The 25,837-nt window shown below is 62.3% G+C and carries 24 protein-coding genes and 2 tRNA genes; 11 read left to right on the forward strand and 15 right to left on the reverse strand.

The genetic code is table 11. The features are described from left to right. Window positions 1–78 precede the first annotated feature (78 nt). Entirely contained in the window at window positions 79–1,095 is a 1,017-nt protein-coding gene (gene gap / locus R3E82_19785) for a type I glyceraldehyde-3-phosphate dehydrogenase (GenBank protein ID MEZ5553134.1), read from the forward strand. After that, window positions 1,092–1,859 carry an SIMPL domain-containing protein gene (locus R3E82_19790; GenBank protein ID MEZ5553135.1) on the forward strand — a complete coding sequence of 256 codons (768 nt, stop codon included), beginning with the start codon at window positions 1,092–1,094 and terminating at the stop codon, window positions 1,857–1,859. The genes gap and R3E82_19790 overlap by 4 nt, the downstream gene beginning before the upstream one ends. Before the next feature lie 12 nt (window positions 1,860–1,871). Here R3E82_19790 and R3E82_19795 read toward each other — a convergent pair whose 3' ends face one another. The 5 genes from R3E82_19795 to R3E82_19815 form a co-directional block, all read right to left on the reverse strand. Continuing rightward, window positions 1,872–3,452: an AAA family ATPase gene (locus tag R3E82_19795; protein ID MEZ5553136.1), complete on the reverse strand. Its 1,581-nt coding sequence runs from the start codon at window positions 3,450–3,452 to the stop codon at window positions 1,872–1,874. A gap of 167 nt (window positions 3,453–3,619) precedes the next feature. Further along, a complete protein-coding gene (locus tag R3E82_19800) occupies window positions 3,620–3,988 on the reverse strand; it encodes a hypothetical protein (GenBank protein MEZ5553137.1) in 369 nt (122 codons plus the stop codon). A gap of 265 nt (window positions 3,989–4,253) precedes the next feature. Continuing rightward, window positions 4,254–4,457 carry a carbon storage regulator CsrA gene (gene csrA, locus R3E82_19805; GenBank protein ID MEZ5553138.1) on the reverse strand — a complete coding sequence of 68 codons (204 nt, stop codon included), beginning with the start codon at window positions 4,455–4,457 and terminating at the stop codon, window positions 4,254–4,256. A gap of 139 nt (window positions 4,458–4,596) precedes the next feature. Further along, window positions 4,597–6,732 carry an EAL domain-containing protein gene (locus R3E82_19810; GenBank protein MEZ5553139.1) on the reverse strand — a complete coding sequence of 712 codons (2,136 nt, stop codon included), beginning with the start codon at window positions 6,730–6,732 and terminating at the stop codon, window positions 4,597–4,599. Then, window positions 6,725–7,711: a hypothetical protein gene (locus R3E82_19815; protein ID MEZ5553140.1), complete on the reverse strand. Its 987-nt coding sequence runs from the start codon at window positions 7,709–7,711 to the stop codon at window positions 6,725–6,727. Before R3E82_19815 ends, R3E82_19810 begins: the two co-directional genes overlap by 8 nt. A gap of 164 nt (window positions 7,712–7,875) precedes the next feature. On the opposite strand from R3E82_19815, the gene R3E82_19820 reads away from it, so the two are divergent. Continuing rightward, window positions 7,876–9,339 carry an MFS transporter gene (locus tag R3E82_19820; GenBank protein MEZ5553141.1) on the forward strand — a complete coding sequence of 488 codons (1,464 nt, stop codon included), beginning with the start codon at window positions 7,876–7,878 and terminating at the stop codon, window positions 9,337–9,339. 88 nt (window positions 9,340–9,427) lie between these two features. Beyond that, window positions 9,428–10,471, forward strand: coding sequence for an META domain-containing protein (locus tag R3E82_19825; GenBank protein ID MEZ5553142.1), 1,044 nt, complete (start codon window positions 9,428–9,430; stop codon window positions 10,469–10,471). Between the two features lie 6 nt (window positions 10,472–10,477). Here R3E82_19825 and R3E82_19830 read toward each other — a convergent pair whose 3' ends face one another. Beyond that, on the reverse strand, window positions 10,478–12,088 hold the full coding sequence (locus R3E82_19830) for a YdiU family protein (GenBank protein MEZ5553143.1): 1,611 nt from the start codon (window positions 12,086–12,088) through the stop codon (window positions 10,478–10,480). Between the two features lie 75 nt (window positions 12,089–12,163). On the opposite strand from R3E82_19830, the gene R3E82_19835 reads away from it, so the two are divergent. The 5 genes from R3E82_19835 to R3E82_19855 are packed head-to-tail and all read left to right on the forward strand — an operon-like array spanning window position 12,164 to window position 17,496. Further along, window positions 12,164–12,949 (forward strand): TauD/TfdA family dioxygenase, encoded by a 786-nt coding sequence (locus R3E82_19835; protein MEZ5553144.1) that lies wholly within the window; start codon window positions 12,164–12,166, stop codon window positions 12,947–12,949. 14 nt (window positions 12,950–12,963) lie between these two features. Then, window positions 12,964–13,986: a haloalkane dehalogenase gene (locus tag R3E82_19840; GenBank protein MEZ5553145.1), complete on the forward strand. Its 1,023-nt coding sequence runs from the start codon at window positions 12,964–12,966 to the stop codon at window positions 13,984–13,986. 1 nt (window position 13,987) lies between these two features. After that, window positions 13,988–15,520: an FAD-dependent oxidoreductase gene (locus tag R3E82_19845; GenBank protein ID MEZ5553146.1), complete on the forward strand. Its 1,533-nt coding sequence runs from the start codon at window positions 13,988–13,990 to the stop codon at window positions 15,518–15,520. Window positions 15,521–15,574: 54 nt separating this feature from the next. After that, the gene (locus R3E82_19850; protein ID MEZ5553147.1) at window positions 15,575–17,092 is read left to right on the forward strand and encodes a D-aminoacylase; all 1,518 of its coding nucleotides are present in this window, start codon (window positions 15,575–15,577) and stop codon (window positions 17,090–17,092) included. Continuing rightward, window positions 17,089–17,496 carry a DoxX family protein gene (locus R3E82_19855; GenBank protein ID MEZ5553148.1) on the forward strand — a complete coding sequence of 136 codons (408 nt, stop codon included), beginning with the start codon at window positions 17,089–17,091 and terminating at the stop codon, window positions 17,494–17,496. Before R3E82_19850 ends, R3E82_19855 begins: the two co-directional genes overlap by 4 nt. A gap of 5 nt (window positions 17,497–17,501) precedes the next feature. Here the strand turns inward: R3E82_19855 and R3E82_19860 are convergent, their stop codons facing one another. Both R3E82_19860 and R3E82_19865 read right to left on the reverse strand, forming a co-directional pair. Next, window positions 17,502–18,065 carry a hypothetical protein gene (locus R3E82_19860; protein MEZ5553149.1) on the reverse strand — a complete coding sequence of 188 codons (564 nt, stop codon included), beginning with the start codon at window positions 18,063–18,065 and terminating at the stop codon, window positions 17,502–17,504. Between the two features lie 37 nt (window positions 18,066–18,102). After that, window positions 18,103–18,915, reverse strand: coding sequence for a phosphatase PAP2 family protein (locus R3E82_19865; GenBank protein ID MEZ5553150.1), 813 nt, complete (start codon window positions 18,913–18,915; stop codon window positions 18,103–18,105). Between the two features lie 174 nt (window positions 18,916–19,089). On the opposite strand from R3E82_19865, the gene R3E82_19870 reads away from it, so the two are divergent. After that, the gene (locus R3E82_19870; GenBank protein ID MEZ5553151.1) at window positions 19,090–19,656 is read left to right on the forward strand and encodes an FMN-binding negative transcriptional regulator; all 567 of its coding nucleotides are present in this window, start codon (window positions 19,090–19,092) and stop codon (window positions 19,654–19,656) included. Window positions 19,657–19,695: 39 nt separating this feature from the next. Here R3E82_19870 and R3E82_19875 read toward each other — a convergent pair. From R3E82_19875 to R3E82_19900, 6 genes are all read right to left on the reverse strand, one after another. Continuing rightward, window positions 19,696–19,772 (reverse strand) — tRNA-Val (locus R3E82_19875). 15 nt (window positions 19,773–19,787) lie between these two features. Further along, window positions 19,788–21,017 carry an MFS transporter gene (locus R3E82_19880; GenBank protein ID MEZ5553152.1) on the reverse strand — a complete coding sequence of 410 codons (1,230 nt, stop codon included), beginning with the start codon at window positions 21,015–21,017 and terminating at the stop codon, window positions 19,788–19,790. Window positions 21,018–21,092: 75 nt separating this feature from the next. Then, on the reverse strand, window positions 21,093–21,398 hold the full coding sequence (locus R3E82_19885) for a hypothetical protein (protein MEZ5553153.1): 306 nt from the start codon (window positions 21,396–21,398) through the stop codon (window positions 21,093–21,095). A 117-nt stretch (window positions 21,399–21,515) separates the two neighbouring features. Continuing rightward, window positions 21,516–21,920, reverse strand: coding sequence for a hypothetical protein (locus tag R3E82_19890; protein ID MEZ5553154.1), 405 nt, complete (start codon window positions 21,918–21,920; stop codon window positions 21,516–21,518). Between the two features lie 146 nt (window positions 21,921–22,066). Beyond that, complete coding sequence (locus R3E82_19895; GenBank protein MEZ5553155.1) at window positions 22,067–23,938, reverse strand: serine hydrolase domain-containing protein; 1,872 nt, start codon at window positions 23,936–23,938, stop codon at window positions 22,067–22,069. Next, on the reverse strand, window positions 23,935–24,585 hold the full coding sequence (locus R3E82_19900) for a TetR/AcrR family transcriptional regulator (GenBank protein ID MEZ5553156.1): 651 nt from the start codon (window positions 24,583–24,585) through the stop codon (window positions 23,935–23,937). The genes R3E82_19895 and R3E82_19900 overlap by 4 nt, the downstream gene beginning before the upstream one ends. 144 nt (window positions 24,586–24,729) lie before the next feature. Here R3E82_19900 and R3E82_19905 point away from each other — a divergent pair. Then, a tRNA-Arg gene (locus R3E82_19905) sits at window positions 24,730–24,806 on the forward strand. Window positions 24,807–24,820: 14 nt separating this feature from the next. Here the strand turns inward: R3E82_19905 and R3E82_19910 are convergent. Beyond that, complete coding sequence (locus R3E82_19910) at window positions 24,821–25,744, reverse strand: oxidoreductase (protein MEZ5553157.1); 924 nt, start codon at window positions 25,742–25,744, stop codon at window positions 24,821–24,823. Between the last annotated feature and the right edge of the window lie 93 nt (window positions 25,745–25,837).

The following is a 25,837-nucleotide window of genomic DNA, read 5'->3' on the forward strand; positions in this document are numbered from 1 at the left end:
GTGGTGGCCGATAGAACGAATCACCGACCGACCAGGTCAAAGCAGTCGCCCCAGACATCAGTTAAGGAAACACTTTCAGTGCCTTTACCGAAAATCGCCATCAACGGTTTCGGCCGGGTAGGCCGCACGGTCACCCGGATCGCGAAACTGCATCACCACTACGATGTGGTCGCCGTTAACGACATCGCCAGCCCGGAAGATCTGGCCTATGCCTTCAAATACGACAGCATTCATGGCATCTATCCGGGTACCGTCAGCCAGCAGGGCAACCAGATCACGATCGATAACGATCCTTTCGTGGTGCTGCAGGAACCCGATCCGGCCAAACTCCCCTGGCGCGAACTGGGCGTGGACTATGTGGTGGAAAGCAGCGGCCGATTCCGTCGCCTCGCCGAATTGAACGCGCATCTGCAGGCCGGCGCACGGCGGGTGCTGCTCGCAGCGCCTGCGAAGGATCCACTGGATGCGACTGTGGTGATCGGGGTGAACGATCATGTGATCACCCCGGCGGCCACCATCATCAGCAATGCCAGCTGCACCACCAACTGCGCAGCACCCCTGGCCAAAGTGCTGCATGAGCACTTCGGTATCCGCCGCGGGCTGCTCACCACCGTGCACGCCTACACATCGGATCAGCGTCTCGTGGACGCACCCCACAAGGATCAGCGGCGCTCGCGCAACGCGGCGACCAATATCGTGCCCACCTCCACGGGTGCCGCCCGGGCCATCGGACAGGTGCTGCCCGAGCTGAAGGGCCGCCTCGACGGCATGGCCATGCGGGTGCCGGTGCCGGATGGCAGTGTGGTGGATCTGACTGTGGAGTTCGAGAAAGACGTTTCGGTGGAGGCCATCAACGACGCCATGCGGGCGGCCGCCGAGGGTCCGCTCAAAGGCATTCTCGCTTACTGCACTGACCCCATAGTCTCCAGCGACATCATCGGCAATCCCCATTCGAGCGTGTATGACGCCGCCCTCACCCTGGTGATCGACTCCCGTATGGCGAAGATCATCGCCTGGTACGACAACGAGTGGGGTTACTGCACCCGGCTCGAGGAACTGATCAACCGGGTGGCCAGCATGGATGGACTGCGATGAACCTGAGAAAAGTGACGACCAGGCAGACATCTGCGCAGAGATCTGCCCTGCTCCGATTTCTGCCCGGTGCCCTGCTGCTGGTATTTCTGCCGCTGCAGTTCGCAGTGGCGGAAGAGGGCATACATGTATCCGGCCGCGGCTCCGTGGAGGTGGCGCCCGATGTGGGTGACGTACCGCTGCACGCCCGCCGGGAAGGCACAGACGCCGCCGCACTCATCCGGGAACTGAACACAGTGGTCCGCTCGGTGCTGAAACTTACGGCAAAACTCGGCATTGAGGAGCGCGACGTCACGGCTACCGCTGTGAGCATCAATCCCCGCTATCGTCGGCAGGATCAGGATATGGTCGTGGACGGTCTGGTGGCGACCCGCAGCATCCAGGTACGCCTGCGCAATCTCGATCAGTTCGGCCCGCTGATGACCCAGTCCCTCGACGCTGGTATCAACAATGTCGAACCCATGCAACTCGACAGCTCCCGCAGAGACGAACTCGAAAACGAGGCCCTGACCCTGGCGATCCGTGCGGCGAAGGAGGAAGCCGCCCGGGTGGCAGAAGCATTCGGTGTCGGTCTGGGCGCGGTGGCAAACGTGCAGGTGGATGGACGCGCTCCCGTGGTGAAACGCTCGACGGGAATGATGGCGATGCGGGCAGAGGCCGACGACGGTGGTGCTTTCAGCGCCGGGCTGATCCGCATCGAACGCTTTGTCCAGGCAACGTTCCGAATCCAGCCGACAGACGACGCGCCGGCCGCTGCAGCGGAGTAAGGGTGCAGCGGGCTAAACCTGCTGCAGTACCTGCGCAGCCAGCGCACGCACCCGTTCAGTACTGATCCGCGAACCCATATCTACTGTGATTGCCGGTTCGTCAGCACCCGGGGGCTGATGCCGCTCGATCTGCCGATCGAGTACCTCGAGGGTCGCCTCCGAAGGATCAGCACCGGCAGCCTCTCTGGCGGAGATGCGCTCCCGCAACACTTCGACCGGTGCTGTGCAGTACAACACGCAGGCCCGCACGCCCAGAGCTGCCGCGCGTTTGAGCAGCTGCCTGCGCCGAGCGCCTTCGATAAAGGTGGCGTCCAGAATGACATGCTCGCCCGTTTCCAGAAGCGCCATGGCTGCATCCCCAAGTGCCGCATAGACCCGTTCTGTCTTACCGGCTTCATAAAGACCGGCATCCGTCGGTGACTGGCTGTGTGACGATGCGGTCAGCCCTGCCTGCACCTTGCGCACCACGTCGGAGCGCAGACGCAGCGCCGGGAGTTCAGTCACAAGCATCCCGGCGAGGTGAGATTTCCCCGACCCGGACAGGCCACACATCAGCACCAGCCGGCCTCGAGGCCGGTCCAGCCGACGGCGCGCCCAAAGAATGTGAGTAAGACATCGTTGTGCCTGGTCCTGCGCTGCAGACGGGTTTTCCCGGGACTGTTCATGGCGCAGCGCTGCCACCTTCGCCCGGACCATGGACCGGTAGGCGCAGAAATAGCCGAGCAGTCCGGCACCCTCATAGTCACCGGATTCGTCGAGATAGCCATCGAGAAAGCCGTAGGCGAGATCCTGTCGGTCTCTCACATGACAATCCATGAACAGGAAGGCCACGTCACTCATCGTATCGATCCAGCGCAGATTGGCGTTGAATTCAAGACAATCAAAGGCGGAGACCTCTCCCTCAATGAGCGCGAGATTGGCAAGGTGAAGGTCACCATGGCACTCCCGCACCCGACCCTCCGTCAGGCGTCGCGCCATCAGTGCCCGCAGCGTCTCCGCGGTTACCCGTGCCAGAGTCCGGGTTTCTTCGAGCAGGCTGTCGTGCTGCCTGTGCAGCGAGGTTCGGGCGATCTCGAGGAAGTTGTCTTCCATCGGACCCAGCATGCGCACATCCACTTCCTCAGGGGTACCATCGAGTACGGGGAGATCACGCTGCTTTGCCGCCAGAGACGCACCGAACCTGCGCAGCATTTCCTTGTGCAGTTCGCCTCTCTCCAGCATCCGGTCGAGCTGGCTGCGGGTGTCGAACTGCCGCATCTGCACGGCCCACTCGATCACTTCGCCTGCGGGAGTACCGCCTTCCTGCAGCACGCTGAGAGATCCATCCAGCAGTCGGACGATCGCACAGACTCCTTCGTAGAGAGCCGGGGAGAAGGCCCGGTTGCAGCGCACTTCTTCCCGGCAGAAATGTTCCCGCAGCGCCAGCGTGCTGAAATCGACGAAGGAAAACCGTACCGGTTTCTTCAGCTTGTAGGCCCGCCCGCCCGTGAGCAGCACCCAGGAAATATGGGTCTCGATCAGTTCAATGGTGCCGCAGGGATGCGGATAGGACCCGGGATCGAGAAGCGCCTGCAGCGATTCGGGGAGTGACATGGCACGAGCATAGCGAAAATTCGCCGCCCCGGTGCAGATCTGCGGCCGTTCGCGGGAAGTTCGGCGAATGCCCCTGCCCCGGACAATCCTCTGGTGGCCCGCTTCGGTACCACCACCCTCAGGATGGGCGACTGGCACCGCTGACTTTCACCCGATCTGCCGGATGGTCAGGATGTCGGCTCGTCGGTTGTAATGTTCAACATTGCGGCGAGCCGTTCAATGGTCTCCTGGCCACGGTACTGATCGATAATGATCACATCGTGCTCGCGCCGGTCTTCCTCGTTCACCCGCAGTGTGATGCTGTCGCCGATGCGCTTCTTTGCCCAGCGTGACAGATTCTGTTTCGGCAGCCCGGTGGCCTCTGCGATTTCCGCGATGGTCACCCGATCCTGCCTGCACAAACGGACCATTGCGGCCGTGATTGCCAGCGTCTCGCCCAGGGTCATCCGGGCGCCGTGGCGGTCCACGAGTAACCGCAGTACCGCCTCCAGCCTGGACAGTGTCAAATAACGGACATTATCAGTTGAATTGCTCATCACCGATCACTCGCACCCATGCGGGCGTTCAACAGGTAGTAGTACGTAGGGTAGCACTCCCACTCAAACTCGCTGAGTTCGATGCCGCTTCCTTATTTAATTCTTCTGTTGTGGATCATCTGAGAGCCCGGTTGCCAGGCGCTGAAGGTCGGGACTTCGTCGTGGAAAGCTCGAATGCTTGCAAGGGATCAGCCGTGGGCTTTTGCCAGCCGCCGCGGGCTTTTTCTAACCGCCGCGGGATTTTTTTAACCGCCGCGGGCTTTTTCTAACCGCCGCGGGCGCTACCAGACAGGCGCTCGTCTATCCGCTCCGCCTGAATTCTGTCGTAGATCTCTTCCCTGTGCACGCTTACCGTAACTGGAGCATGCACGCCGATTCGAACCTGGTTACCTTTCACCCCGAGCACAGTGACTGCGATTTCGTCACCAATCATCAGGCGTTCACCCACTCTGCGAGTCAGAATCAACATCTACCGCTCCCTCTTCTTATCGAGTCGCGTTCCCTGCAATCCAGCGGCCCGTACAGGCCACCCGGCACATCACACCACGAAGATCAGCCGCGGACAAACTTGGTCTCAATTAAGGACTACCGGGACCGCAGCCGCTGATCTATCCGGGTCGAGGCTGGGTCTTTAGCGGCCAGTGCAGCGGGACCACTTTGCCTGACGGGGATGCGGGAAGTACCGGCGCGGGTTTGCCGATATGGAAGCCCTGACCGTAGTCGATACCGATTTCCCGGATCAGTGTGAGGGTTGCCTCATCCCCGACGAATTCCGCTACCGTGCGTTTGCCCATGATACGGGCGATGTCGGCAATGGCTCGAACAATCGTCTGATCGGCCCGGTTGACCACCAGGCGCTGTATGAACACACCGTCGATCTTTATGTACTGAACGGGCAGACGCTTCAGGTAGGAAAGTGAACTGTAGCCCGTGCCGAAATCGTCTACCGCAAACTCCACTCCGAGTTTGCGCAGTTCACGAATCTGTCCGACGGCATCGGCGAAGCTGCCGATGGCCACCTGCTCGGTGATCTCAAAGATAACCGCGCCAGGATCGACTGCATGCTCCAGGAGTTTGAGCCTCACATACTCGACAAGGGTGCCGTCCACAAAGGCGCTGCCTGTCAGGTTGATGCTGAAGCACACACCAGGACGCGCACCACGTGCCCTCGACAACGCGGCAAGCGCGTGATCGATCACCCAGTAGTCGATCTCCTGCATCAGGCCGAAGCGCTCCGCGGCCGTCAGAAACCGGTCCGGATAGACAAGGGAGTCTCCATCCTTCATCCGCAGCAGCACTTCGTAGTGCCCGACCGTATTGTTCGACAACTGCATGATGGGCTGATAATGCAGTTCAAAGCCGTCGTCCTTGAGGGCGGCTTTCAACCGCTGCTGCCACGACAGGTCACTGCGCAGACGCTCAGCTTCTCCGGCACCTGCCTGATAGAGTGCCGAGCGGTTTCGACCCAGCGACTTCGCTTCACGGCAGGCAACATCCGCATTGGACAGCAGCTCTTCCGGAGCATAAGCGGCAGGGTTGTCCACCATGGCAATGCCCACCGAGCAGTGGATGGTGAAGGAAATGCCTTCATAGGAAAGCGGATATTCCCGGAGGTCGCTCATCAGTTTCCGGGCTATGCCCTCCGCCCGGTCGACACCCACATCGCTGACAAAGAGCAGAAACTCATCCCCTCCGAAGCGGCCGATCAGATCATCGAGTCGAACCGACTGGCGCAGACGCTCGGCGACCTGAGCGAGCACCGCGTCACCTGCCGGATGTCCGTGTGTGTCATTCACGTACTTGAACTGATCCAGATCGAGAAACAGGAGTGCGCCACCGGCCCCATTTTTTTCGCCCTGCTCGAGACGGCCGGCGAGCAGTTCCAGAAAATGATGTCGGCTGGCAAGTCCGGTCAGTGGATCGAAGTTTGCCAGTCGGCGCAGGTGTCGATCCCGTTCACGGATTTTTTCCGCAGCAGTCTGGAGAGCCTCACTGATCGCCGCGATTTCCCGGTGGGGGGATTCCGGTATCGAGAGATCCAGCTCACCTCGCGCCATCCGTTCCAGTGGTTTCTGCAGGTCTGCGAGGGGCTGCACGGCTCGCCGCAACAGGACTCTTCCCGCCAGCAGCAGCAGCAGAAAGGCCAGCATCAGAAATGCGCTGCCTGTGACGATCCCGCTCATGAGCCCGCGATCGTAGGCACTGTAGTCCAGACCGAGCTCCACAAATCCGATCACGTCGGCGCGGGTTTCCAGCTCTTCCAGACTTCGGGCTGTCAGAAGGTTCGCCGAGACAATGGATTGGGTCGCCACTGCCTGACTGATTCTGACAAGCGGCTGCTCGGTCATCTGGGTGAGATGACGCCCTGTCGTAAAAGCCGCCTCGACCAGCTGATCTCTTTCATCCGCTGTGAGAGCGGGATATCCGGCCGGCGTCTCCGACGCACTTTCGGTGTACACCACTCCGCCATCGATATCGTAGTAACGGATATAGGCGATTTCCGGAAAACGGGAGAGATAGCCTTCCAGCTGGAGAAAGCGCTCGTCCGCACGATCAGCATAGAGACCTGCGCCGAGAGTCTCCATCTCTCCGATCCAGCGTGATGCCCAGTCATCCAGGTTGTCCCGCACCACCCAGTTGGTCACCCACCACACACAGCCGAGGGCGATCAGGCCGACGATGGCTGCAAAAGCGAGCTGGGAGTAAAGCAGCTCCCGGACCAGCGTGCGACGTCGTTCAGCCATCGAAGGCCACCGTCGGGCGTGCTGTCTGTGACCGGGTCTGAAGCTTTGTCAGTGCACGGCTTGTCTCCTTCGAATCGAGCAGCGCAATGATCTGCAGAGCTACATCCACGGGTTCCGCTTCCACGAGCAGGGACGCGCCCAGTTCGTACATCAGCGGACTGTAGACGAGAATCGGGAGGTCATTGACCACGCCATGGCCGATGGTTCGACGGATCACCTCCGGACTGAGTATTTCCGGATCGGGCAGCAGCACAAACCCGTCGATGTGCGGCAGTATGCTTCTGAATGCGAGCAGCATCTCCCGATCTGAAGCCACTTCGCGATGGTCGAGCTGCACACCAGCCGTTTCACAGGCCCTGGCAATTTCTTCAACGCGTTCCCGGGAATCACGGCCGCCGATCACACCGATACGCTGGAGGTTCGGAACGATGGAGCGCCAGTAGTCGAGTTGCAGGGTGAAGGGCGGCAGTGCCTGGACCCCGCGGTGCTGCGCATCGGGATGCAGAACTCCGGCATATACCAGATCCACTTCCTGCACTACAGATGGCGGAGGTGACCGTGATAACTGAGGCAACTGAGCCGCAAGTCTCAACGCGTCCGGCCCCAGCGCAATCACACGGTCGGGACGCAGCCTCTGCAGATCCTCGAGCACAGCGCGGGGGGAGCGTGCGGACAATTCGTACAGCCGGTACGGCCTCCCGAGCCGCGCGGCAAAGACATAGCTCTGGGGCCGGAACTGGGCATATTGCACACCCACGATGATCGCAAGTGCGGGCTCGACGGCCACGCCTTCACGCCGCTGATCTTCCACTGGTCCGGGTTCGCTGACCACATCTGCAGGAGGAAGGCTGTCAGGTTCCGCATCGGCTGGAGGCATGGTTACGACACAGCCGGACAGCCAGGCGCAGACACCGGCCATCAGCCAGACCCGGGCAACGGCGCGCAGTACGCTTCGATTCCTGACTGGAACTGGGGACATCACATCTGCACAGCACTCATCACACGCCAAGATATCGACCGAGGCGCAGCGCAACTGAGAGCCGGATCACACACCGGAGAGCAGACCGTGTGCGGGAGCAGGGCGCGCGACAGATCCCGGGGGGCTAAGGTAAGCTGGCTGTCGAATTGGGGGGGAAGGGATTGATGTCGCACATTCTGGCGCGCAAGACGATCTATGCTCACGGCACTATGGGCCTGCCGCTGGCCGTCATCGGATACCCGCTTTCGATCTGGATTCCCGCCCACTATTCGGGCGGCCTCGGCATCGGTCTGGCGACCGTCGGCCTCATTCTGATGCTCGCGCGACTCACCGATGTGCTGACCGATCCGCTCATCGGCGAACTGTCGGACCGCTGGCGCACGCGCTTCGGTCGACGCAAGATCTGGCTGCTGATGGGTGCCCCGGTGATGATGACGGGCGTCTATCACCTGTTCATTCCGGACCCGGGTGTGGGTCTATTCTATTTCCTGTTCTGGCTGACCATGTTTTTCCTCGGCGCCACCATGATCGCCCTGCCGCATCGGGCCTGGGGCGCAGAACTGTCTCCCGACTACCACCAGCGCAGCCGGGTGACCGCCGCCCGGGAAATTTATGTACTTGTGGGTCTCATGGTCGCGGCCGCCGTGCCGATGATCATCGAGATCCGTGCAGATGGCGGTGCAGGGGTCAGCGAGGTGTTCACCACGCTCTGGAACGATGCGGTCGGCGCATTCTCAGGTGATTTCCGGGACAAACAGATCGTCGATCGCGCCACCCTCACCGGACCCGTGCTCGCCGGATTGGCCTGGACAATCATCCTGGTGCTGCCGATGTGCGTGGCCATCGTGGTCACCATGGTAAAAGAGCCGACCATCGCCGTGAACGTGAAGCGCCCCTCCTTCCGGGAAGGTCTGCGCCTGGTGATGAAGAACGGTCCCATGCTCCGCGTGCTGCTGATCGCCCTGCTCGTCCATTTCGGAGAATCCTTCCGTAACGCGGTATCGCTGTTTTTCATCCGCGACATCGTCGGGGTACCCACAATTGGTGCTGCGTATTTCTTCTACTTCATCGCCGGACTCGGTGCGATTCCATTCTGGCTGTGGCTGGGCAGAACCATCGGTAAACATCGCGCCTTCATGTGCACACTCATCACCGTCGCCTGTGTCAGCGCCGCCAATCTGTTCCTCGACTACGGCGACTACCTGGCTTTCTTTCTGCTCTTCGTCGTCAAGGGCTTCTGTTTTGGCGGCCTGCAGTTCCTGCCTGTTGCCATGCTGGCGGACGTCGTGGACGTGGATTCCGCCCGCAGCGGTGGCGGCCGCGCCGGCACCTACTTTGCCTTCTTCGGTTTCTCCGAGAAGATCGCCATCGCCTTCGGGACCGGTGTGTCCCTCAACATTGTCGGTCTGCTCGGTTTTGATCCGAGCGGTGGTGTCGCCGCCAGTTCGGATGTCGGGGTGCTTGCCCTGAGACTCGTGTACTGCCTGGGACCGGTAGTATTCTACGGGCTCGCTCTGAAGCTGATCTGGTCCTATCCGCTCACACCGACACGCCATGCTCGTCTGCGGCAGCAGCTCGATCGTCGCGCGGTCAGACTGGCTCAGCTGCACACACCACAGGAGCCTTGAAACACCGCCAGAGCAGCGGCCACCGGCTGGGCTCAGTACCGGCAGCATCCAGGAAGATTTCGTCCAGGTCAGCACCCGTGAAAAAGGCATGAGCCAGTACAGCTTCCACAGTTTCTGCGCAGGATTGCTCAGGCCCGTCGCGGCACTGTTCGTCATTCTACTGATTGCAGGCTGCACGGGAGAATCAGAGTCCGACACCCCTGCCGCCGTCGCCCCGCCGATGACTCCAGTACAGGCAGCCCGGTTTCCCGGTTCCGGGTCCAATCAATCAGAGACGCGGGATGCGTATGCGCCGGAAGTCACCGCACTTTCCGAGGCAACCTTCAACGGCATTCTCGATCTCCCTGAGATCACCCTGACAGATGGCAGATGGGTGGGCGAGCCTTATGAAGCCGATGGCGCAACCCGGCCAGCGGTGATGCTGGTCCGGGACTTCCTCCTGAATGGCGATCTGGATGGCGATGGGCAGAATGAAGCGGTGGTCTTTCTCGAAACTGCCACCGGAGGCTCAGGCGCTTTTCTCCATCTGGCCGTCATGGGTTCAGCGTCGGGGGAACTCACTAATCTCGCCACCGAGTACCTCGGGGACCGCGTGCAGATCATCGACGCACGCATGGACCACGACCAGATCCTGCTTACCCTGGTTCGCGCAGGACCGGATGACGCGGTCTGTTGCCCCGGAGAAATCGGGCATCTGGCCTGGCAGTGGCTGCCCGGAGAAGGACTGCTCGCGCTCAGCGATGAAAGCGGTTCAGAACGATTAGGCGCGGCGACCCTCGCAGACAGAGAATGGGTGCTCACCCAGTGGAACTCAGATGAACCGGCGGCCGCCGATCCCCGGGTGACATTGAGCTACAGCACAGGTCAGCTGGTCGGCTCCGGTGGCTGCAATCGCTACTTCGCCGGCATCGAAGAAGGCGACCACCCGGGAGCGATCAGAGTTGCTCCGGTTGGGTCGACTCAGATGGCGTGCCCCGAGCACGTCATGGCGATCGAACAGCGATTTCTGACCCAGCTGCAGGATGCCCGGCGCTTCGACTTCCTCTATGGCGACCTGCTGCTGACTTACGGTGATGAAACCGCCGCCGGCAGCATGCGGTTCCGCACGGCGCGCGAAGCTGCAGACGACTGAGCGGACTCAGGAACTGCAGGAAAGCTGTGAGCAGCCCACCCGGCTCCGCGCCCAGTCGGGTCGCAGCGCTGCGAAGGATTCACGACCCGGCTGCACGCTGTACGGACGCCGGAGCACGTCGAGCTGCTCACGCACCAGCGAATAGTCCCCGGCTTCCGCCTTATCTATCGCCAGCTGAGCGAGGTAGTTGCGCAGGACATAGAGTGGATTCACCCTGCTCATGGCCGCGCGCCGCTCCGTGGAGTCGCGACCTTCCCGGCGCAGCGCATCCAGATAGCCTGAAAGCCAGTCCTGGATCCGGTCGCGAACGGTAGCGGTGAGTGCGCCCGGGTCGTAATAGGCCGGCAGCAATCGCTGCAGTGCCAGCGTTGGGGTATCTGTCAGCTCCAGCTCTGCCAGATGGCGAAAGAACAGCGTCATGTCGGTCTCGGCTGCCTGCAGTGCGGTGTCGAGTTCGTCCAGCAGCGTCGCGCCGGCGTCGATCAGGCCCAGCTTTTTACTCAACGACTGCAGTCGCAGCCGCTGATAGTCGTCGGCGAACCGCTGCAGCGCCTGCTGTAGCGGATCCGCGTCCTGCACCAGGGTAAAAAGCGCATTCGCAAGCTGCAGCAGATTCCACTGGGCAACCGCCGGCTGATGGGCGAACCGGTAGCGCCTTTGCGCCGCGTCCGTCGTGTTGGGGGTCCAGTCCGGATCGTAGTTGTCCAGCCAGCCGTAGGGGCCGTAGTCGATGGTCAGGCCGAGGACCGACATGTTGTCGGTGTTCATCACACCGTGCACAAAACCAACCCGCATCCAGTGCACGACCATCTCCACCGTCAGACCGCAGACTTCCTCGAACCAGGCCAGGGTCAGTTCCCTGCCTGCCGGCGCATGACGCTCGAGGAGGTGTGGAAACTGATGGCGGATCGTGTGATCCACAAGCTGCTGCAGCAGATCGAGTTCGCCCCGCGCCGCCAGTATCTGAAAATGCCCGAAGCGGGTGAACGATGGGGCAACCCGGCAGACCACAGCGCCGGGTTCCGGTGCAGGATGGCCGTCGTAGAGCATGTCCCGCACCACGGACTCGCCGGTGCGGGTGAGGCTGAGCGCGCGGGTGGTGGGCACGCCGAGATGATGCATGGCTTCACTGCAGAGGAACTCGCGCACCGATGATCGCAGCACCGCCAGGCCGTCGGCCGTGCGCGAATAGGGTGTCGGACCGGCACCTTTCAGCTGCAGCATGAGGCGGCTGCCATCCGCCGCGATGGCTTCACCGAGATTGATCGCCCGACCGTCGCCGAGCTGGCCGGCCCAGTTGCCGAACTGGTGGCCGCCATAACAGGTCGCGTGGGGATCCATGCCCGCCAGCAGGCGGTTGCCGGTAAACACTTCGGCAAAGGCACTGGAATCCAAATCCTGCGTATCCAGACCAAGCAGCGCGGCAACTTCGCTCGAATTCGCCACCAGTTCCGGCTTCGCGACCGGTTGCGGCTGCACCCGGGAATAAATCGCCCCGCTGATCTGCCGGCGGCGATTTTCAGACTCCGGATCCGCCGGCAGCTCCCGCGTGAACACATTGTCGAAGCGCAGCCGCTCGAGTCCTTCTGGCAGAGTGTTCCGTTCCGTTTCGCTCACTGGCGCCAATTGTCCGTATCCCAATCCCGATCGCGGACCTTAAGGTAACATTGTCCTGTATAGGGAGGAGAGAATATGCAGATCCGGAAGACGGCCGCCCCGCTGGGGGCGGTGGTGGAAGGCGTGGATGTCCGCAATCTAGATGCGGCGGCCTGGCGCCAGATCAATCAGTGGTTCTGCGAACACCATGTGCTGGCGTTTCCCGGTCAGTCACTCACCCCCGAAGATCAGATGGCTTTCGCCGGCCGCTTCGGCCCCCTGGTCCGTCACCCCTATTCGGCGATGAAGGCGTATCCCGAAGTCATCCGGCTCACCAACCACGGCAAGCGCGGCGACGTGAACCAGCACTGGCATTCGGACATGACCTACAACCCCGAGCCACCGAAGCTCACCATGCTCTATGCACTGGAAGCACCCGAGTTCGGTGGGGATACCGCCTTCGCCAATCAGATTCTGGCTTATCAGGATCTCTCCGCAGGCATGCGCGGGATGCTCGACGGGCTGCGGGCGCTGCACACAGCGGAAGGTCTTGCCGGTCTCTATGGCGCAGATCCGCAGGAAGCACCCCGTGCGGAGCATCCCGTGGTCCGCAGCCACGACGAAAGTGGTGCCCGGGCGCTGTTCGTGTGTCGCGCCTTCACCCGCAAATTCGTTGGCTGGAGTCGGGAAGAGAGCGCGAGTGTTCTGGATTTTCTCTATCAGCACTCGGTGCGGCCCGAGTATCAGGCGCGCCACCAGTGGAAGGCGGGCGATCTGCTGATGTGGGACAACCGCTGCGTCCTGCACTTTGCCGTGCACGACCATGGCGATGCCCCCCGCACTATTCATCGGGTTCAGGTCGCAGGGCCCGCACCGGTTTGAGAGGAAGTACGCACATGCTCAAAAAAGGCTTCAGCCTGCTCCTGCTGCTCGGTCTCACCCTGCCCGCCTCCGCGGATGAAATCTCGCCCGGCATCTGGCGCACGCCGGATGCGCGTTTCGAAGGGCTCAAGGATTTTCCCTACGCGCCCAACTATCTGCAGATCGGCGAGTATCGGGTGCACTACCTCGACGAGGGCCCAGCGGACGCCGCACCCATCCTGCTCATACACGGTGAGCCGACCTGGAGCTACCTGTTCCGCAAAATGATCCCCATCCTCACCGCCGCCGGCCACCGGGTGATTGCGCCCGACCTCGTCGGCTTCGGTCGATCCGACAAGCCCGGCCGCCAATCCGACTACAGCTACCCGATGCAGGTCGAGGTGATGGGCGAACTCGTGCGCCGGCTCGACCTGCAGGAAGCGACCTTTTTCGGTCAGGACTGGGGTGGGCTGGTAGGCCTGCGGGTGGTGGCGGCCGCCCCGGAGCGTTTCGCCCGGGTCGTGATTTCGAACACCGGGCTGCCAGCCGCCGAAGGTCTGCAGGGCTGGTTCGGCTACACCCTGTTCAAGCTCACCGTATGGTGGCAGGGCGCACTCACGCTGGATGAACTGCGAGCCAACCTGACCTTCCCGCGCTGGGTGGCCTACAGCCACAACGTCGAGGATCTGCCGGTGGGGGAGCTCATGGACTTCATGGGAAGCCAGGGAGGTTCGGAAATTTCGAGAGCCTATGAAGCCCCGTTCCCGGATGTCCGCTACAAGGCCGGCGCCATGGTCATGCCCTATCTGGTGCCCTCACAGCTGCGGGAAAACAACGAAGCCTGGAAGGTCTTCGAGGCCTGGGACAAGCCCTTTCTCTGCGCCTTCACGGATTCTGACCCCATTACCCGGGGCGGAGAGCAGGCCTTCCTGGCGCGGATCCCGGTCGCGCAGAATCTTACGATCACCGGCGCCGGTCATTTCGTGCAGGAAGATGCCGGTGAAGAACTGGCCGGCATCATCGTGGCATTCATCGCCGGCAGGGACTACGGTCGCTGAGATGCACGACATCCTGATCATCGGCGCCGGCAGCGCCGGCTGTGCCATCGCCGCGCGGGCCAGTGAGGATCCGAACCGCACGGTGCTGCTGCTCGAAGCCGGTCCGGACTATGCGGATACCGCCGCCACGCCCTATGACCTGGTCAACGGCCACAACAATTCCTATCGGGATCACGACTGGGGCCTCACCTACGCCCCCACCCGGAATCGCGAGATTGCCTTCCCCCGGGGTCGGGTCACCGGCGGGTCGAGTGCGGTGAATACCACCATCGCCCTGCGCAGCATTCCCGAAGATCACGCCGAATGGGCGGCAGCGGGCAACTCCGAATGGGCCTGGGGTAAAGTATTGCCCGCCTACCGGCGGCTCGAGCGGGATCTGGATTTTCCGGATGCGCCCTACCACGGCGATGCCGGTCCGATCAGTATCCGTCGCTATCCATCTGCGGAACTGCTGCCGCAACACCAGGCTTTTCTCGATACAGCCGCCGACCTCGGCTACCCGGCCTGCGCGGATGCCAACGCGCCGGACAGCAGCGGTGCCGGACCGCACCCGATGAACAAGCTGGGACGATTGCGCGTGTCCTGCGCGATCGGTTATCTGGCTGCAGCACGCGCACGGCCGAATCTGACCCTGCTCGCCGGGACCTTTGTCCGGCGACTTGTTTTTGAAAGCGGGCGCTGCGTCGGCGTGGAGACGGACGCGCAGGACGGTTCGACGGTCGTTCACCGGGCAAAGCTGGTGGTACTTTCCGCCGGTGCCATCATGTCTCCCGCGCTGCTGCTGCGCTCGGGTATCGGACCCCGGCGCGAACTCGAGGCGCTCGGCATCGAGTGCCGCGCCGACGCTCCCGGAGTTGGCCGCAACCTGTCCGATCATCCGGCGCTATCTGTGGTGTGCGAAGTGAAGGATCCATCGTTGATCGATTTCGATGCGCCTCTCATTCAGACCATTCTTCGCTACACGGCCGCGGGATCAGACAAACACAACGACCTGCAGATCGAGCAGCTGAGTTTTGCGGGGCGATCCGGCAGCGCCCCGGCCCAGTTCGCCATCGCCGCAGTACTCGAATATCAGTACGGCCGCGGCGAACTGCGACTGCGGGATGCGGACCCCCATAGCGCACCACTCATCGACAACCGTTTCTGTGAAGACGAACGGGACACCTCGAGACTGGTGCAGTGCTTCAAAGACACTCTGCGGTTCACCCGCACAGGCGCGCTGGGCGAAATGATCGCCGGCATCCGCTTCCCGGATCCGACACGGCCGCTCGATGACGATGCGATTGCCGCGCTGTGCCGGAAATTCGCCGGCAGCGGTTTCCATCCCAGCGGCACGGCGAAGATGGGCCCGCGCAGTGATCTAATGGCCGTGGTGGATCAGTACGGCTGCGCCCATACCGTGGAAGGGCTGGTGGTGGCCGATGCCTCCATCGTGCCCGGTGTACCCCGGGCCAACACCAACCTCACCTGCATCATGATCGGTGAACGGATCGGCGAATGGCTGCGCACCCGACCCGGCCGCTATGGACTGTAGTGCTCACCGCCGCCGGAAACCTTGTCGACGTGATCGAGACAAAAGGAACCTGAGATGAGCGATATCGCGATACGCAACGCCAGTATTCTGGATGGCACCGGTCTGCCCGCGTTCAGTGCAGATCTGGAAATCGAAAACGGTCGTATAGTCTCCGTGCGTACCGATGGCGCGGCAGGACCTGCCGCCATCGAAATCGATGCGCGCGGACTCACCCTGGCGCCGGGTTTCATCGATACCCACGCACACGATGATGGCGCCTTCTTCCGCCACCCTGGCATGGAATTCAAACTGGCCCAGGGGGTCACCACGGTGGTGAGCGGCAACTGCGGTTTTTCCGCGATTCCCGCCGACCCGGAGCGGGATTCGGTTGCGGCCAGTGGCGGCATACTGGCAGGGCTGGAGGGACGCTTCACCGATCTGAACGGCTACTTCGAGGAAATTCTGGTCCGGGAACCGGCGATCAACAACATGATGCTGGTCGGCCACAATACCGTCCGCACTCTGGTCATGGACCAGGCACAACGCAAGCCGGGCGCCGATGAACTCAGGCGCATGAAGGCCCACGTCTCCCTGGCCCTCGAACAGGGCGCCTGCGGTTTCTCGACCGGTCTCATCTACCGTCCCGGACGCTGGAGCGAAACCGAGGAGGTAATCGAACTCGCCGCGGCCGCGCAGCAACAGGATGCCCTCTACACCACCCATATGCGCAACGAAGGGGATCGACTGCTCGAAGCGGTCGAAGAAACCCTGCACATCGGCCGCGAAGCGGCTGTGCACGCCCACATCTCACACCACAAGGCGGCCGGCAGACCGAACTGGGGCAAGGTGAAGGAATCCCTGGCGCTGGTGGACGCCGCTCTGGCTTCCGGACAGCGGGTCACCCTGGACGTGTATCCCTACACCGCCGGCAGCGGCCGCATGATCGAGTACTTTAATCTCGAGCGCATCAACCGGGATCTTGCCGAGGTAATCCGCATTGCCAGCTGCCCCGCCTTCCGCAGTTACGAAGGCCGCATGCTCAAAGATATCGCCGCAGCGGAAGGCATCGACATCACCGATGCGGTGCGGCGCATACTCACTGCAGAAAAAGGCGATCGGACCATCTGCATCCACTTCATCATCGATGAGGCAGATATCGAAACCAATCTGGCGCACGCGGACATGATGGTCGGATCGGATGGCATTCCGGACCTGCGGGGGAAACCGCATCCACGTCTGTTCGGGACCTTTCCCCGGGTGCTCGGCCACTATGTGCGTGAACGCGGGGTGCTGAGCCTGCCGGAAGCTGTGCGACGCATGACGTCTCTGTCGGCTCAAACCTTCGGTATCGAGGAGCGCGGCCAGATCCGCGAAGGTTACCGGGCGGATCTGGTGCTGTTCGACCCGGGCGAGGTCATCGATCGCGCCAGCTACGACGAGCCAAAGGTAGAACCGGACGGCATCCGCATGGTGCTGGTCAATGGCGCCATCGCCTACGACCGACTGGAATCACAACAACCCGGCCGTCACACCGGTGCCGGCAGTGGTCAGATGCTGCGTTACCGGCGTGGGGCCTATGGAGAATCAGAATGAATGTTGCTCTGCCCCAGTCCGCGCAGCGGGCCCTGCTGCTCACCGGTCGCGCTCTGCTCGGCCTCTACTTCATCGTGCCGGGCATCACCAAGATCACCGGCTGGTCAGGTACAGTTACCTACATGGAGGCGCACGATGTTCCACTCATTCCCGTGCTGCTCGTGATCACCATCGTGCTGCAGATCGGCGGCGGCGCCGCACTCGCGATCGGCTACCGCACTCAGATCATGGCCTTCCTGCTGGCCGGGCTCACTCTCGTGATCAGCCTGTTCATGCACAATTTCTGGACCTACGAGGCGGGCATGGAACAGAACCACGAGATGCAGAACTTCATCAAGAACCTGGCAATCATGGCCGGTCTGATGTGTGTGGCGGGCACGCCAGAGCGATCCCGCAGGGTCTGACCCCGCTACTGCCGGGTATCGGCCTGCTGCCTCAGATAGTCTGCGAGCCGCTGCAGCTGACCCTTCTGCACGTCATCTACGGGCTGTGCCAGCGGACCTAATCCGCCCGGCGCATACCCGCTCACCGCATACCGATAGTTCAATCGGGTATGGGTTGCATCGATGGGCGTGAAGGCAAAATCCATACTCCCGGTTGCACCCATGCCCTGCAGCGGACCGAGTCCACCGGACAACCGCAGCAGGCGGCCCGGGTCGGCGAACACCACGCGCATGTGTTCGACACTGCCACCATTGTCCAGACGTTCACAGAAGCAGCCACCGGCCCGGGCATCGAGGGAAAAATTCTCAGCCTTTCCGGAATAGGAGTGCGCGGCGTTCCACCAGCGATCCACTTCTGCCGTGAGGGCATGGAACGCACGGGCCGCATCCGCGTCGAGAATCAGCTCATGCTCGGAGACAAAGCCCGCCGCTGACTCAGCGACCACCTCCGCGTGGGCAGAAAGGGTGACCAGCCCCACCAGGGCTCCGCTGAAAACCAGTCTGTGCACGTATCTGACCCTCACCGCCATCCTCCTCACTCCCTTTCATACGGGCAACCGAAATCCGTTACTTCATCGGCCAGACTGCGTCCACCGGCAACTGTACCAGCGCCTCGGTTTCGGCTGCGCAATCCCGCGCCGGTGGCAGGGACCGCGCCCGCACTGCTGAAAGCTCAGCCGCCGCCGCCGCCATATCGGCCTGGAACAGGTCACTGGCATGCAGTCTGGCCACGGCCGCTGCACCCATGAACTGCCCCTCCTGAACATCGCTCTGCCAGTGCACGTTGCACACCACCCGGCTCTGGCCGAAGGCCCGACCCCGCGCAAGGATTGCGTCCGCCCGCTCCGGTGCCAGTTCCGCCAGGATCAGCGCCCAGGCCCAGCCGATGGCCGAATGACCCGAAGGATAGGATCCGTCTTCTTCCAGCTGCTGCTGGCCCTGTTCGGAAAGACACGTCTGCTGCCCGTTGACCATGAAGGGTCGGGGACGCCGGTAATAGTTCTTGGCGGTATAGGTCGACAGGCCGGCATCCGGCAGCACCCGGCGCAACAGTCGATACAGACTGGGTGTTTCCGCTTCAGTGACGGGCGCACCGAGTGCGCAGGAGAAGGTGTCTGCCGCAGCAGGGAACATCAGTTCGTTGTCCTGGGCCGCCAGCAGCCAGCGCGCAGAACCCTGCAGGGTCAGACTGCGTTCACTGATGGTGCCATCATGGCTGTGCGCGATACTGTCCTGTGCAGGAGGCGGCGGCAGAAGCGCCAGGCTGTTCGGATACTCGCTGCCCGCCAGGTAGCCCTGCAGAATGCCCGGACGGATTTCGGGGATCGATTCGCTGCCGGTGTCCGGATTGGAAGCACAGGCGCTGAGCGTGGTGGCCACGCACAGGATCAGAACGTTAGTAAGCGATTTCCGGGGCATCATCGGTTCCTGAGTTGATCGAACTTTCCAGCCACCACCTGTTAAACGAATTTCTCATCACTGGCAAGGACCGGATCCCATGTACATCCCCCAGGTATTTGCAGCGGACGAGCAGGCCGCTCTGGAAATTATCCGCTGGCGACCCTGGTGCGGAACACCAGCCAGGGGCTGAGCGCGGATCAGATTCCCCTGATCCTGGCTGCAGGAGTGACCAACAGGCTGCAGGGTCATGTGGCCCGCGCCAACCCGCTCGCCGCGGAAGCGGCTGAGGGTGGCGAAGTGCTCCTGATATTTCAGGGGCCTAATGCCTATATCAGCCCGGGCTGGTATGCCAGCAAGGCGGAAGATCCGCGGGTCGTGCCAACCTGGAATTACGCGGTTGTCCACCTGCATGGAACCCTTCGATGCCACAGCGACAGCCGCTGGCTGACCCGACATCTCACCCAGCTTACGGCCAGCCAGGAAGTGGACCGGTCCATACCCTGGCAGATTGCCGACGCACCCGCCGAACACATCGAGCGTCTGCAGCAGCACATCGTCGGTATCGAGATCGAGATCCGCAGTGTGATCGGAAAGGTCAAGGCCAGTCAGAACCAGCCTGAGGTCAATCGGGCGAGCGTGGTCGAAGCACTGAGAAACACCCCGCAGGGTCAGCCGATGGCGGATCTGGTGGCTTCCTTCGATCAGCAGGCCACCCTGTAGGCACACTCCACCGCCGGCCTGACTGTGGAAACGGGAGTCTGGTGGGCGCGCGCAGATTCGAACTGCGGACCTCTGCCGTGTGAAAGCAGCGCTCTAACCAACTGAGCTACGCGCCCGGGCGGGCGAGCATATCACTGTCGGCCGGCAGCCTGAAGTTCCCGCAGCTGCGGTCGCAGCAGCAGCAGGCCGAGCAGTGAAAGCAGCGCGAGCACGGCGCCGCCGGTAAAGGTGAATCCGGCGCCGCCTGCGTCCCACAGCGCACCCGCCAGCACACTGGCCAGCAGCAGCATCAGACCGGTGATCAGGTTGAGCACCCCGAAACCGGTGCCGCGCAGATCCCCAGGCACCATATCCGCCACCAGCGCGGCAACAATGCCCTGGGTAAACCCCATGTGCAGACCCCACAGCACCACCCCCATCGCCACGGCGATCAGCCCGGAAGACCGGGCCAGCAGCACATCGGCTGCGATCAGCAGGACCAGACCGATCACCAGCATGCCGATCCGATCACCCCGGTCGGAGAGCACACCCGCCGGATAGGCGGCCAGCGCATAAGCGACATTCATCACCACCAGTACCATGGGCACCAGGGTCAGCGACAGGCCGACAGACTCTGCCTTCAGGATGAGAAAGGCTTCGCTGAACCGCGCCAGCGTAAAAGCGCCGGCAAAACCGGCAAGCCACCAGAACCGGCTGCCGAGACGCTCAAGCCTGGCGCGATCGAACAGCGGCTCGCGGTGGGGCTCGATGTCCGGCCGTTCCGGCTCGCGCACACCGACCAGCAGCAGGCCGACCGCCAGTGCCGCCGGTATCGCGGCGAACCAGAACACCATGGAGATGTCATCCAGCGTCCACCACATGAGTCCTACCGCCAGCAGTGGACCGAGAAAGGCGCCCACCGTGTCCAGCGACTGGCGCAGACCGAAGCTTGCGCCGCGAATCGATTCGGGGCTCAAGTCGGCGATCAGTGCATCCCGTGGCGCACCGCGGATGCCTTTACCGATACGGTCGACGAAGCGTGCGCCTACCAGCCAGTCGATCGTGGTGGCCAGTGCAAATACCGGCTTCGTCAGCGCGGCAAGTCCGTAACCGACGACCACCAGAGTCTTGCGGCGCCGCAGCCGGTCACTCAGCGCACCGGAAAATACCTTGGTGATCGCGGCCGTGGCCTCCGCGATACCTTCGATGAACCCCACTGTCAGCATCGAACTGCCGAGCACCACCACCAGATACACCGGCAGCAGCGCATGGATCATTTCCGAGGAAACATCCATGAGCAGAGAGACGAAACCGAGCGCCCAGACGCCACCCGGAATACGCGCGGCCGGAAGTTCAGGGGGTCGGGAAGATTGGGCAGGCATCGGCGGATGTTCCGCTGCTCCGTCTTCCGCCGCAAGTAAACGCCGGGTCCTGCCGGAGTAGGAGTGCGGTGTTGCTCAGAGAATCCTCACCTCCTGATCGATCACCGCGAAGGCGCCACGTTCGGTGAGACAGCCCTGCACATGGCCGCCCGGCCGGATGTCGAACCAGCGGGTGGAAATGCCATCGGTTCTGCCGACCCGGGCGATCAGCAGTTTCACCGGCCGGCCGCGCCGCTGCGCCTTCACCCGATCGATGAAGCCAAGCCAGGGCACGAAACCGTAATCGCCATTGCGACGCAGGACACCGATGACTTCACCACGGGTATCTCCGTGCAGTTCGATGTTCCGATGGTTGAGGCGACGGCATAAAACGAGCGACATCCGGATACTGTATATACATACAGTATCCGGATCCAGAGGGAGGCGGGAGAGGCGCCGCGGGACCGGCAGGTCGCCATCCCCTCAGCCCGGCTTGAAGGCCTCACCCAGCCTCGACACCTAGCCTCGACGATGGCCGTCCCGTCGCTTGCCGTGATCCCGGTCACCGCCACGCCCCCGACGATCACCCTGCAGGTCGTGACGCTTCTCGTAGCGATGGTGACCGCGGTCGTGGCGTCGATCCTGATGCCAGTATGCGTGTCGCTTCTGGTGCTTGCGCCATTTCTTGGTATGCCGGTAGTTGTGTCCCCGATGCTGGTATCCGTGGTACCGGTGATCCCGATAGCGCGGCGCATCGTAGTGGGCGAGCACAATGGAGGCGCCGATCAGGGCCGCCCAGTCGTCGTCTACCCGGCCGTGGTCGGCGTGGGCAGCGAAGGGCAGCATCAGTCCAGCCACGAGTGCAGCAGTTGCACCCAGGCGGACGCTTCGGTTTGTCGTACGGGTAGTTTCAGGTCTGGTCATGTCTGTCTCCGGTTGTTGTCAGACGCGGACCAGATTAGGGCTCGGCCAATGAACAGCCGATGAACCCACCCTGTCTGGAAACTGAACCGGAATCTGCATGCACTTTCGCGACAGCCGCTTTGCGGAGCAGCATGCAGTTGCTGATCTCAACCCAGTCGGTAACCCAACAGATTCCAGTAGTCGAGCCAGCTGAGCCACAGCACGGCAACTGCAGCATTGAGCAGGGCCAGCAGGGCGATCCATCGATCAGCCAGCAGTTCCCGGAAGTGCCAGATCTGCACCGCAAGTCCACCACCGGCAGTCAGCGGCAACATCAGCAGTGCCAGCAGTGCAGGGGTGGGACCAGCGAAGAACCTCTGTGGATCGGTCCATCCCAGAATCGCAACAAGGCCGACAACGAATCCAAGCAGGGCGCCATTGGTCAGCAGCAGCGGGATTCGCACTTTTCCCAGTCGGTCCCGACAGCGCCGCAACCAGATAAAACTGCACAGCAGCCACAGACAGCCGCCACCCAACAGCCACGGCGCCCAATGGGAACTCGTGTACCAGGGCACCGGCTCGTAGGCGCCGCCGCCAATAAAAAGATGCGGACGGTCCCCCTTCAGCGTGCGGAATACCAGATAGCGTTGCTCACCCTCGCGGTGTTGCAGAACACCGGGTTCGATTTCGACATATTCCCGGCCCGCCAGCCGCACGCCGGTTGAGGTTGCAGTCACCTGCACCTCGTCGAACAGGCTCGCCAGCCGTTCCCAGGTGTGTCGGGCTGCGACAGCGGTACGGTAACTGCCCGCATACCCGCTGCTGCGACCCGCCGAATCCGCCAGAGGTTCTGGCTGCTCCGCTGGTGAATCGCCGGATTCGGGCCAGAGCGTGTCGAGCATGGCCTGGGTAGTTTCCCGATTGAACCGGGCCGCTGTGTCGAAGGCACCAAAGGCACCGAGGATGCTGCGGTTGTGAACGATAAAGACACCGAAACCCCGTTCAGGAACAAGCAGCAGTCGGGCATTGAAACCACTCGCCTGTCCGTCCTTGTAAAACACCCGCATACCGGCGTGGTCGCTGCGCGCAAACCCGAAGGACCGGCCGGGCAAACTGGGGTGCCGGGAGTACTGCTCGACCAGCTGACTGCAGACTGCTTCCCCCAGCCCCCCACTCCGGCAGTTCAGCAGCGCAAGCAGATACCTGGCCATGTCCGGCGCAGACGTGTAGAGACCGGCTGCTGGAGTGAGCTGCACGTAATCCCGCTCATAAGGCCTGAATCCCGACGAGGTCTGACGCCAGGCAGAGACGATCCGGCTGTCGATCCCGGGCGGCATGTCGATCTGCGCAAAAGTCGAAGACGTCATGCCCAGCGGTTCGAACACTTCTTCTGCCATCGCCTCATCGAAGCGCCGGCCGGTCAGCTCTTCCAGCAGCCATCCCGCCAGCGCCGTGTGGTGATCGTTGTAGGCGATCACTTCTCCCGGGTCGATGAACCTGGGCGGCAGATGGCGGGCCAGGTAGTCGGAGAGGCTCAACATCTGTTCCGGGTTGCTGACATGCTGCCCGAACAGCCGCTCGTTGAATCCAGCGGTGTGGGTGAGCAGGTGCCGCAGTGTGATCGGCTTGCGCAGCGGTGGTCGCACGGGCAGATTATCGAGTCGATTGCGAAGGTCTTCATCCAGGCTCACAGCTCCCCGCGCGACCAGCCGCAAGATCCCGGACGCGGTAACCGGTTTCGACACCGAGCCCACTCTGAATACATCGCGGCGCACATTCACCGGCGTACCCGTTACTGGATTCCCGGTTCCGTAACCCGCGAGGACCAGCACCTCGCCGCCGTACACAACAGCAATCGCAGTTCCGGGGATACCCAGCTGTACCAGTCTGCCGGGTATGGCTGCCAGCACCTTACCGAGCGCATCCCGCACGACGGCCGTCTCCACTGCGGTACCACGGGCGGATTGCACAGCCTCCGCCGCGGCGAATCCACTCAGCGCGACATTGAGAATCATCGTCAGTCTCACCATTGCGCTCATCGACCTGACTCGGGTTTGTACGCCAGGTAGCCGAGGAAATTTCGGGATAGTGCCTCCGCCAGTTCCGCATCCGTGCGGGAATAGGGATTCGGCATCGACTCCGGAAACAGCAGCTGGTCGCGAAGCGCACTGAAGGTGAAGGTCAGGGCATGGTGCAACCGGGCGTCAAGATCCGGTCCATGCAGTTCCCCACACTGCTTGAAGTTTTCGACAAGCACCGGCAGTGCCGCATTGATCCGCTGGCTTCTGGCCCGATACCGCGAAGAATTTCCTGCCCGGGCCGTCAATACCAGGGTGCGGAGCAGACCACGACGGGTGCGGTGATAGGTGATCAGAGCCTGGAGAAGGTGTCCGGCTCTTTCCTCCAGCGACCACGCAGCCGCCCTGGCTTCCTTCATATGGGCCTCCAGCAGGTCTGTCAGCTCCGCCGCGTAGCGCTCGTCCAGATGATCGAGCAGAGCGTTCTTGTCAGCAAAGCGCGCATAGAAGGAACCGATCGAAGATTGCGCGCGCCGGGCGATAGCGCTGATCGCAATGTCATCCCAGACCTGGGTTTCGAGCAGTGCGGTTGCGGCTTCGAGGATGCGCTCCAGTGTTGCGCGGCTGCGGTCCTGCAGCGGTGGCTGAATGCGGGGTTTCCTGGCCAATTCAGGCTCGTATTAGAATGTTCATTCTAATTTTAGCGACGGGGTCAGAATGAATGCAAGCAGCGGGTCAGCAACCGGCGGCGGCCGCCCGTTGTATTGGGAAGTTCGTGCCGAATCCGTATAATCGCCGCCCTTCCCAGCGCAGCGCCCGTAGCTCAGCTGGATAGAGTACTGGCCTCCGAAGCCAGGGGTCGCGCGTTCGAATCGCGCCGGGCGCGCCAATTCATTGAGGGTGTCAGATCTCGAAAGGGCTGTCCGTCAATTCCTCCGACACTCTCCACAACTGTCCGGCTATGGTCTGGGACCGGGACAACAGGTTCGACGCAACTTTTCGTGGTGCACCACGCATCTCGCCCAGGCCGTCCGGCCCGATGTAGTCGCCGCTCTTCGCTTCTTCGGCAAACCCTGCAAAAAGTGTTGGCAGTGCACCGTCGGCCGCCGGCTGCGCGACAATCGACGTATACAGCTGAATCAGCGTCTCACCGAAGGCAGAGCCGAGCATACGCGGCCCGGCGTAGCCGAGATTCGTGGCTGCGATCCCGGGATGGCAGGCCAGCGCCGCAATTCCGCTCCCGGCACTGCGCAATCTCCGATCCAGCTCATAGGTAAAGTAAAGATTGGCAAGTTTGCTCTGTCCATATGCAAGCCAGGGATCGTAGAACCAGCGCCCCTCGAGGTTGGCCAGATTCAGGAATCCGAAATTGTGGGCAAGGCTCGAAACTGTGACCACGCGAGCCCCGGGGGCCTTCTGCAACAGCGGATAGACCAGTGCGGTGAGAGCGAAGTGCCCGAGGTGGTTGGTGCCGAACTGCATCTCGAAACCGTCCTCGGTCTCCCGCCGGGGAATCGCCATGACACCGGCGTTGTTGATCAGAACGTCCACCTGGTCACAGCTTTCGCGCAGTTGGGCCGCACAGGCCCGGACTGAACGCAGCGAGGCGAGATCCAGCATCACCGGTTCGACAGCGGCGCCTGGATTTTCCGCAATCAGTGACTCGCAGGCCTCCCGTGCGCTGTCCTGGTTACGACAGGCCAGGATCAGCCGTGCGCCTTTGGCTGCCAGTGCCCTGGCCGCTTCGAGACCAATACCGCTGTTGCCGCCGGTGATGACAACCGTTCTGCCGTCCTGGCGCGGAAGATTACTCAGTGTCCAACTCATCAACTGATCCCCTTTCAGCTGCTTCTTTTTTACTGTTCCCTTTTACCAGGTTCCTTCTGACCGGTCGCCTTTAACCGGTTCTCCTCTCACCTG

The sequence above is a fragment of the Pseudomonadales bacterium genome (genome assembly GCA_041395945.1).
Taxonomy (GTDB): Bacteria; Pseudomonadota; Gammaproteobacteria; order Pseudomonadales; family Azotimanducaceae; genus SZUA-309.

Excerpts from the sequence above, each read along its gene's own strand:
- R3E82_19790 (MEZ5553135.1), top strand. The coding sequence starts at position 1,092 with ATGAACCTGAGAAAAGTGACGACCAGGCAGACATCTGCGCAGAGATCT.
- R3E82_19795 (MEZ5553136.1), bottom strand. The coding sequence starts at position 3,452 with ATGTCACTCCCCGAATCGCTGCAGGCGCTTCTCGATCCCGGGTCCTAT.
- R3E82_19800 (MEZ5553137.1), bottom strand. The coding sequence starts at position 3,988 with ATGAGCAATTCAACTGATAATGTCCGTTATTTGACACTGTCCAGGCTG.
- csrA (MEZ5553138.1), bottom strand. The coding sequence starts at position 4,457 with ATGTTGATTCTGACTCGCAGAGTGGGTGAACGCCTGATGATTGGTGAC.
- R3E82_19810 (MEZ5553139.1), bottom strand. The coding sequence starts at position 6,732 with ATGGCTGAACGACGTCGCACGCTGGTCCGGGAGCTGCTTTACTCCCAG.
- R3E82_19815 (MEZ5553140.1), bottom strand. The coding sequence starts at position 7,711 with ATGTCCCCAGTTCCAGTCAGGAATCGAAGCGTACTGCGCGCCGTTGCC.
- R3E82_19820 (MEZ5553141.1), top strand. The coding sequence starts at position 7,876 with ATGTCGCACATTCTGGCGCGCAAGACGATCTATGCTCACGGCACTATG.
- R3E82_19825 (MEZ5553142.1), top strand. The coding sequence starts at position 9,428 with ATGAGCCAGTACAGCTTCCACAGTTTCTGCGCAGGATTGCTCAGGCCC.
- R3E82_19835 (MEZ5553144.1), top strand. The coding sequence starts at position 12,164 with ATGCAGATCCGGAAGACGGCCGCCCCGCTGGGGGCGGTGGTGGAAGGC.
- R3E82_19840 (MEZ5553145.1), top strand. The coding sequence starts at position 12,964 with ATGCTCAAAAAAGGCTTCAGCCTGCTCCTGCTGCTCGGTCTCACCCTG.
- R3E82_19845 (MEZ5553146.1), top strand. The coding sequence starts at position 13,988 with ATGCACGACATCCTGATCATCGGCGCCGGCAGCGCCGGCTGTGCCATC.
- R3E82_19850 (MEZ5553147.1), top strand. The coding sequence starts at position 15,575 with ATGAGCGATATCGCGATACGCAACGCCAGTATTCTGGATGGCACCGGT.
- R3E82_19855 (MEZ5553148.1), top strand. The coding sequence starts at position 17,089 with ATGAATGTTGCTCTGCCCCAGTCCGCGCAGCGGGCCCTGCTGCTCACC.
- R3E82_19860 (MEZ5553149.1), bottom strand. The coding sequence starts at position 18,065 with ATGGCGGTGAGGGTCAGATACGTGCACAGACTGGTTTTCAGCGGAGCC.
- R3E82_19880 (MEZ5553152.1), bottom strand. The coding sequence starts at position 21,017 with ATGCCTGCCCAATCTTCCCGACCCCCTGAACTTCCGGCCGCGCGTATT.
- R3E82_19885 (MEZ5553153.1), bottom strand. The coding sequence starts at position 21,398 with ATGTCGCTCGTTTTATGCCGTCGCCTCAACCATCGGAACATCGAACTG.
- R3E82_19890 (MEZ5553154.1), bottom strand. The coding sequence starts at position 21,920 with ATGACCAGACCTGAAACTACCCGTACGACAAACCGAAGCGTCCGCCTG.
- R3E82_19895 (MEZ5553155.1), bottom strand. The coding sequence starts at position 23,938 with ATGAGCGCAATGGTGAGACTGACGATGATTCTCAATGTCGCGCTGAGT.
- R3E82_19910 (MEZ5553157.1), bottom strand. The coding sequence starts at position 25,744 with ATGAGTTGGACACTGAGTAATCTTCCGCGCCAGGACGGCAGAACGGTT.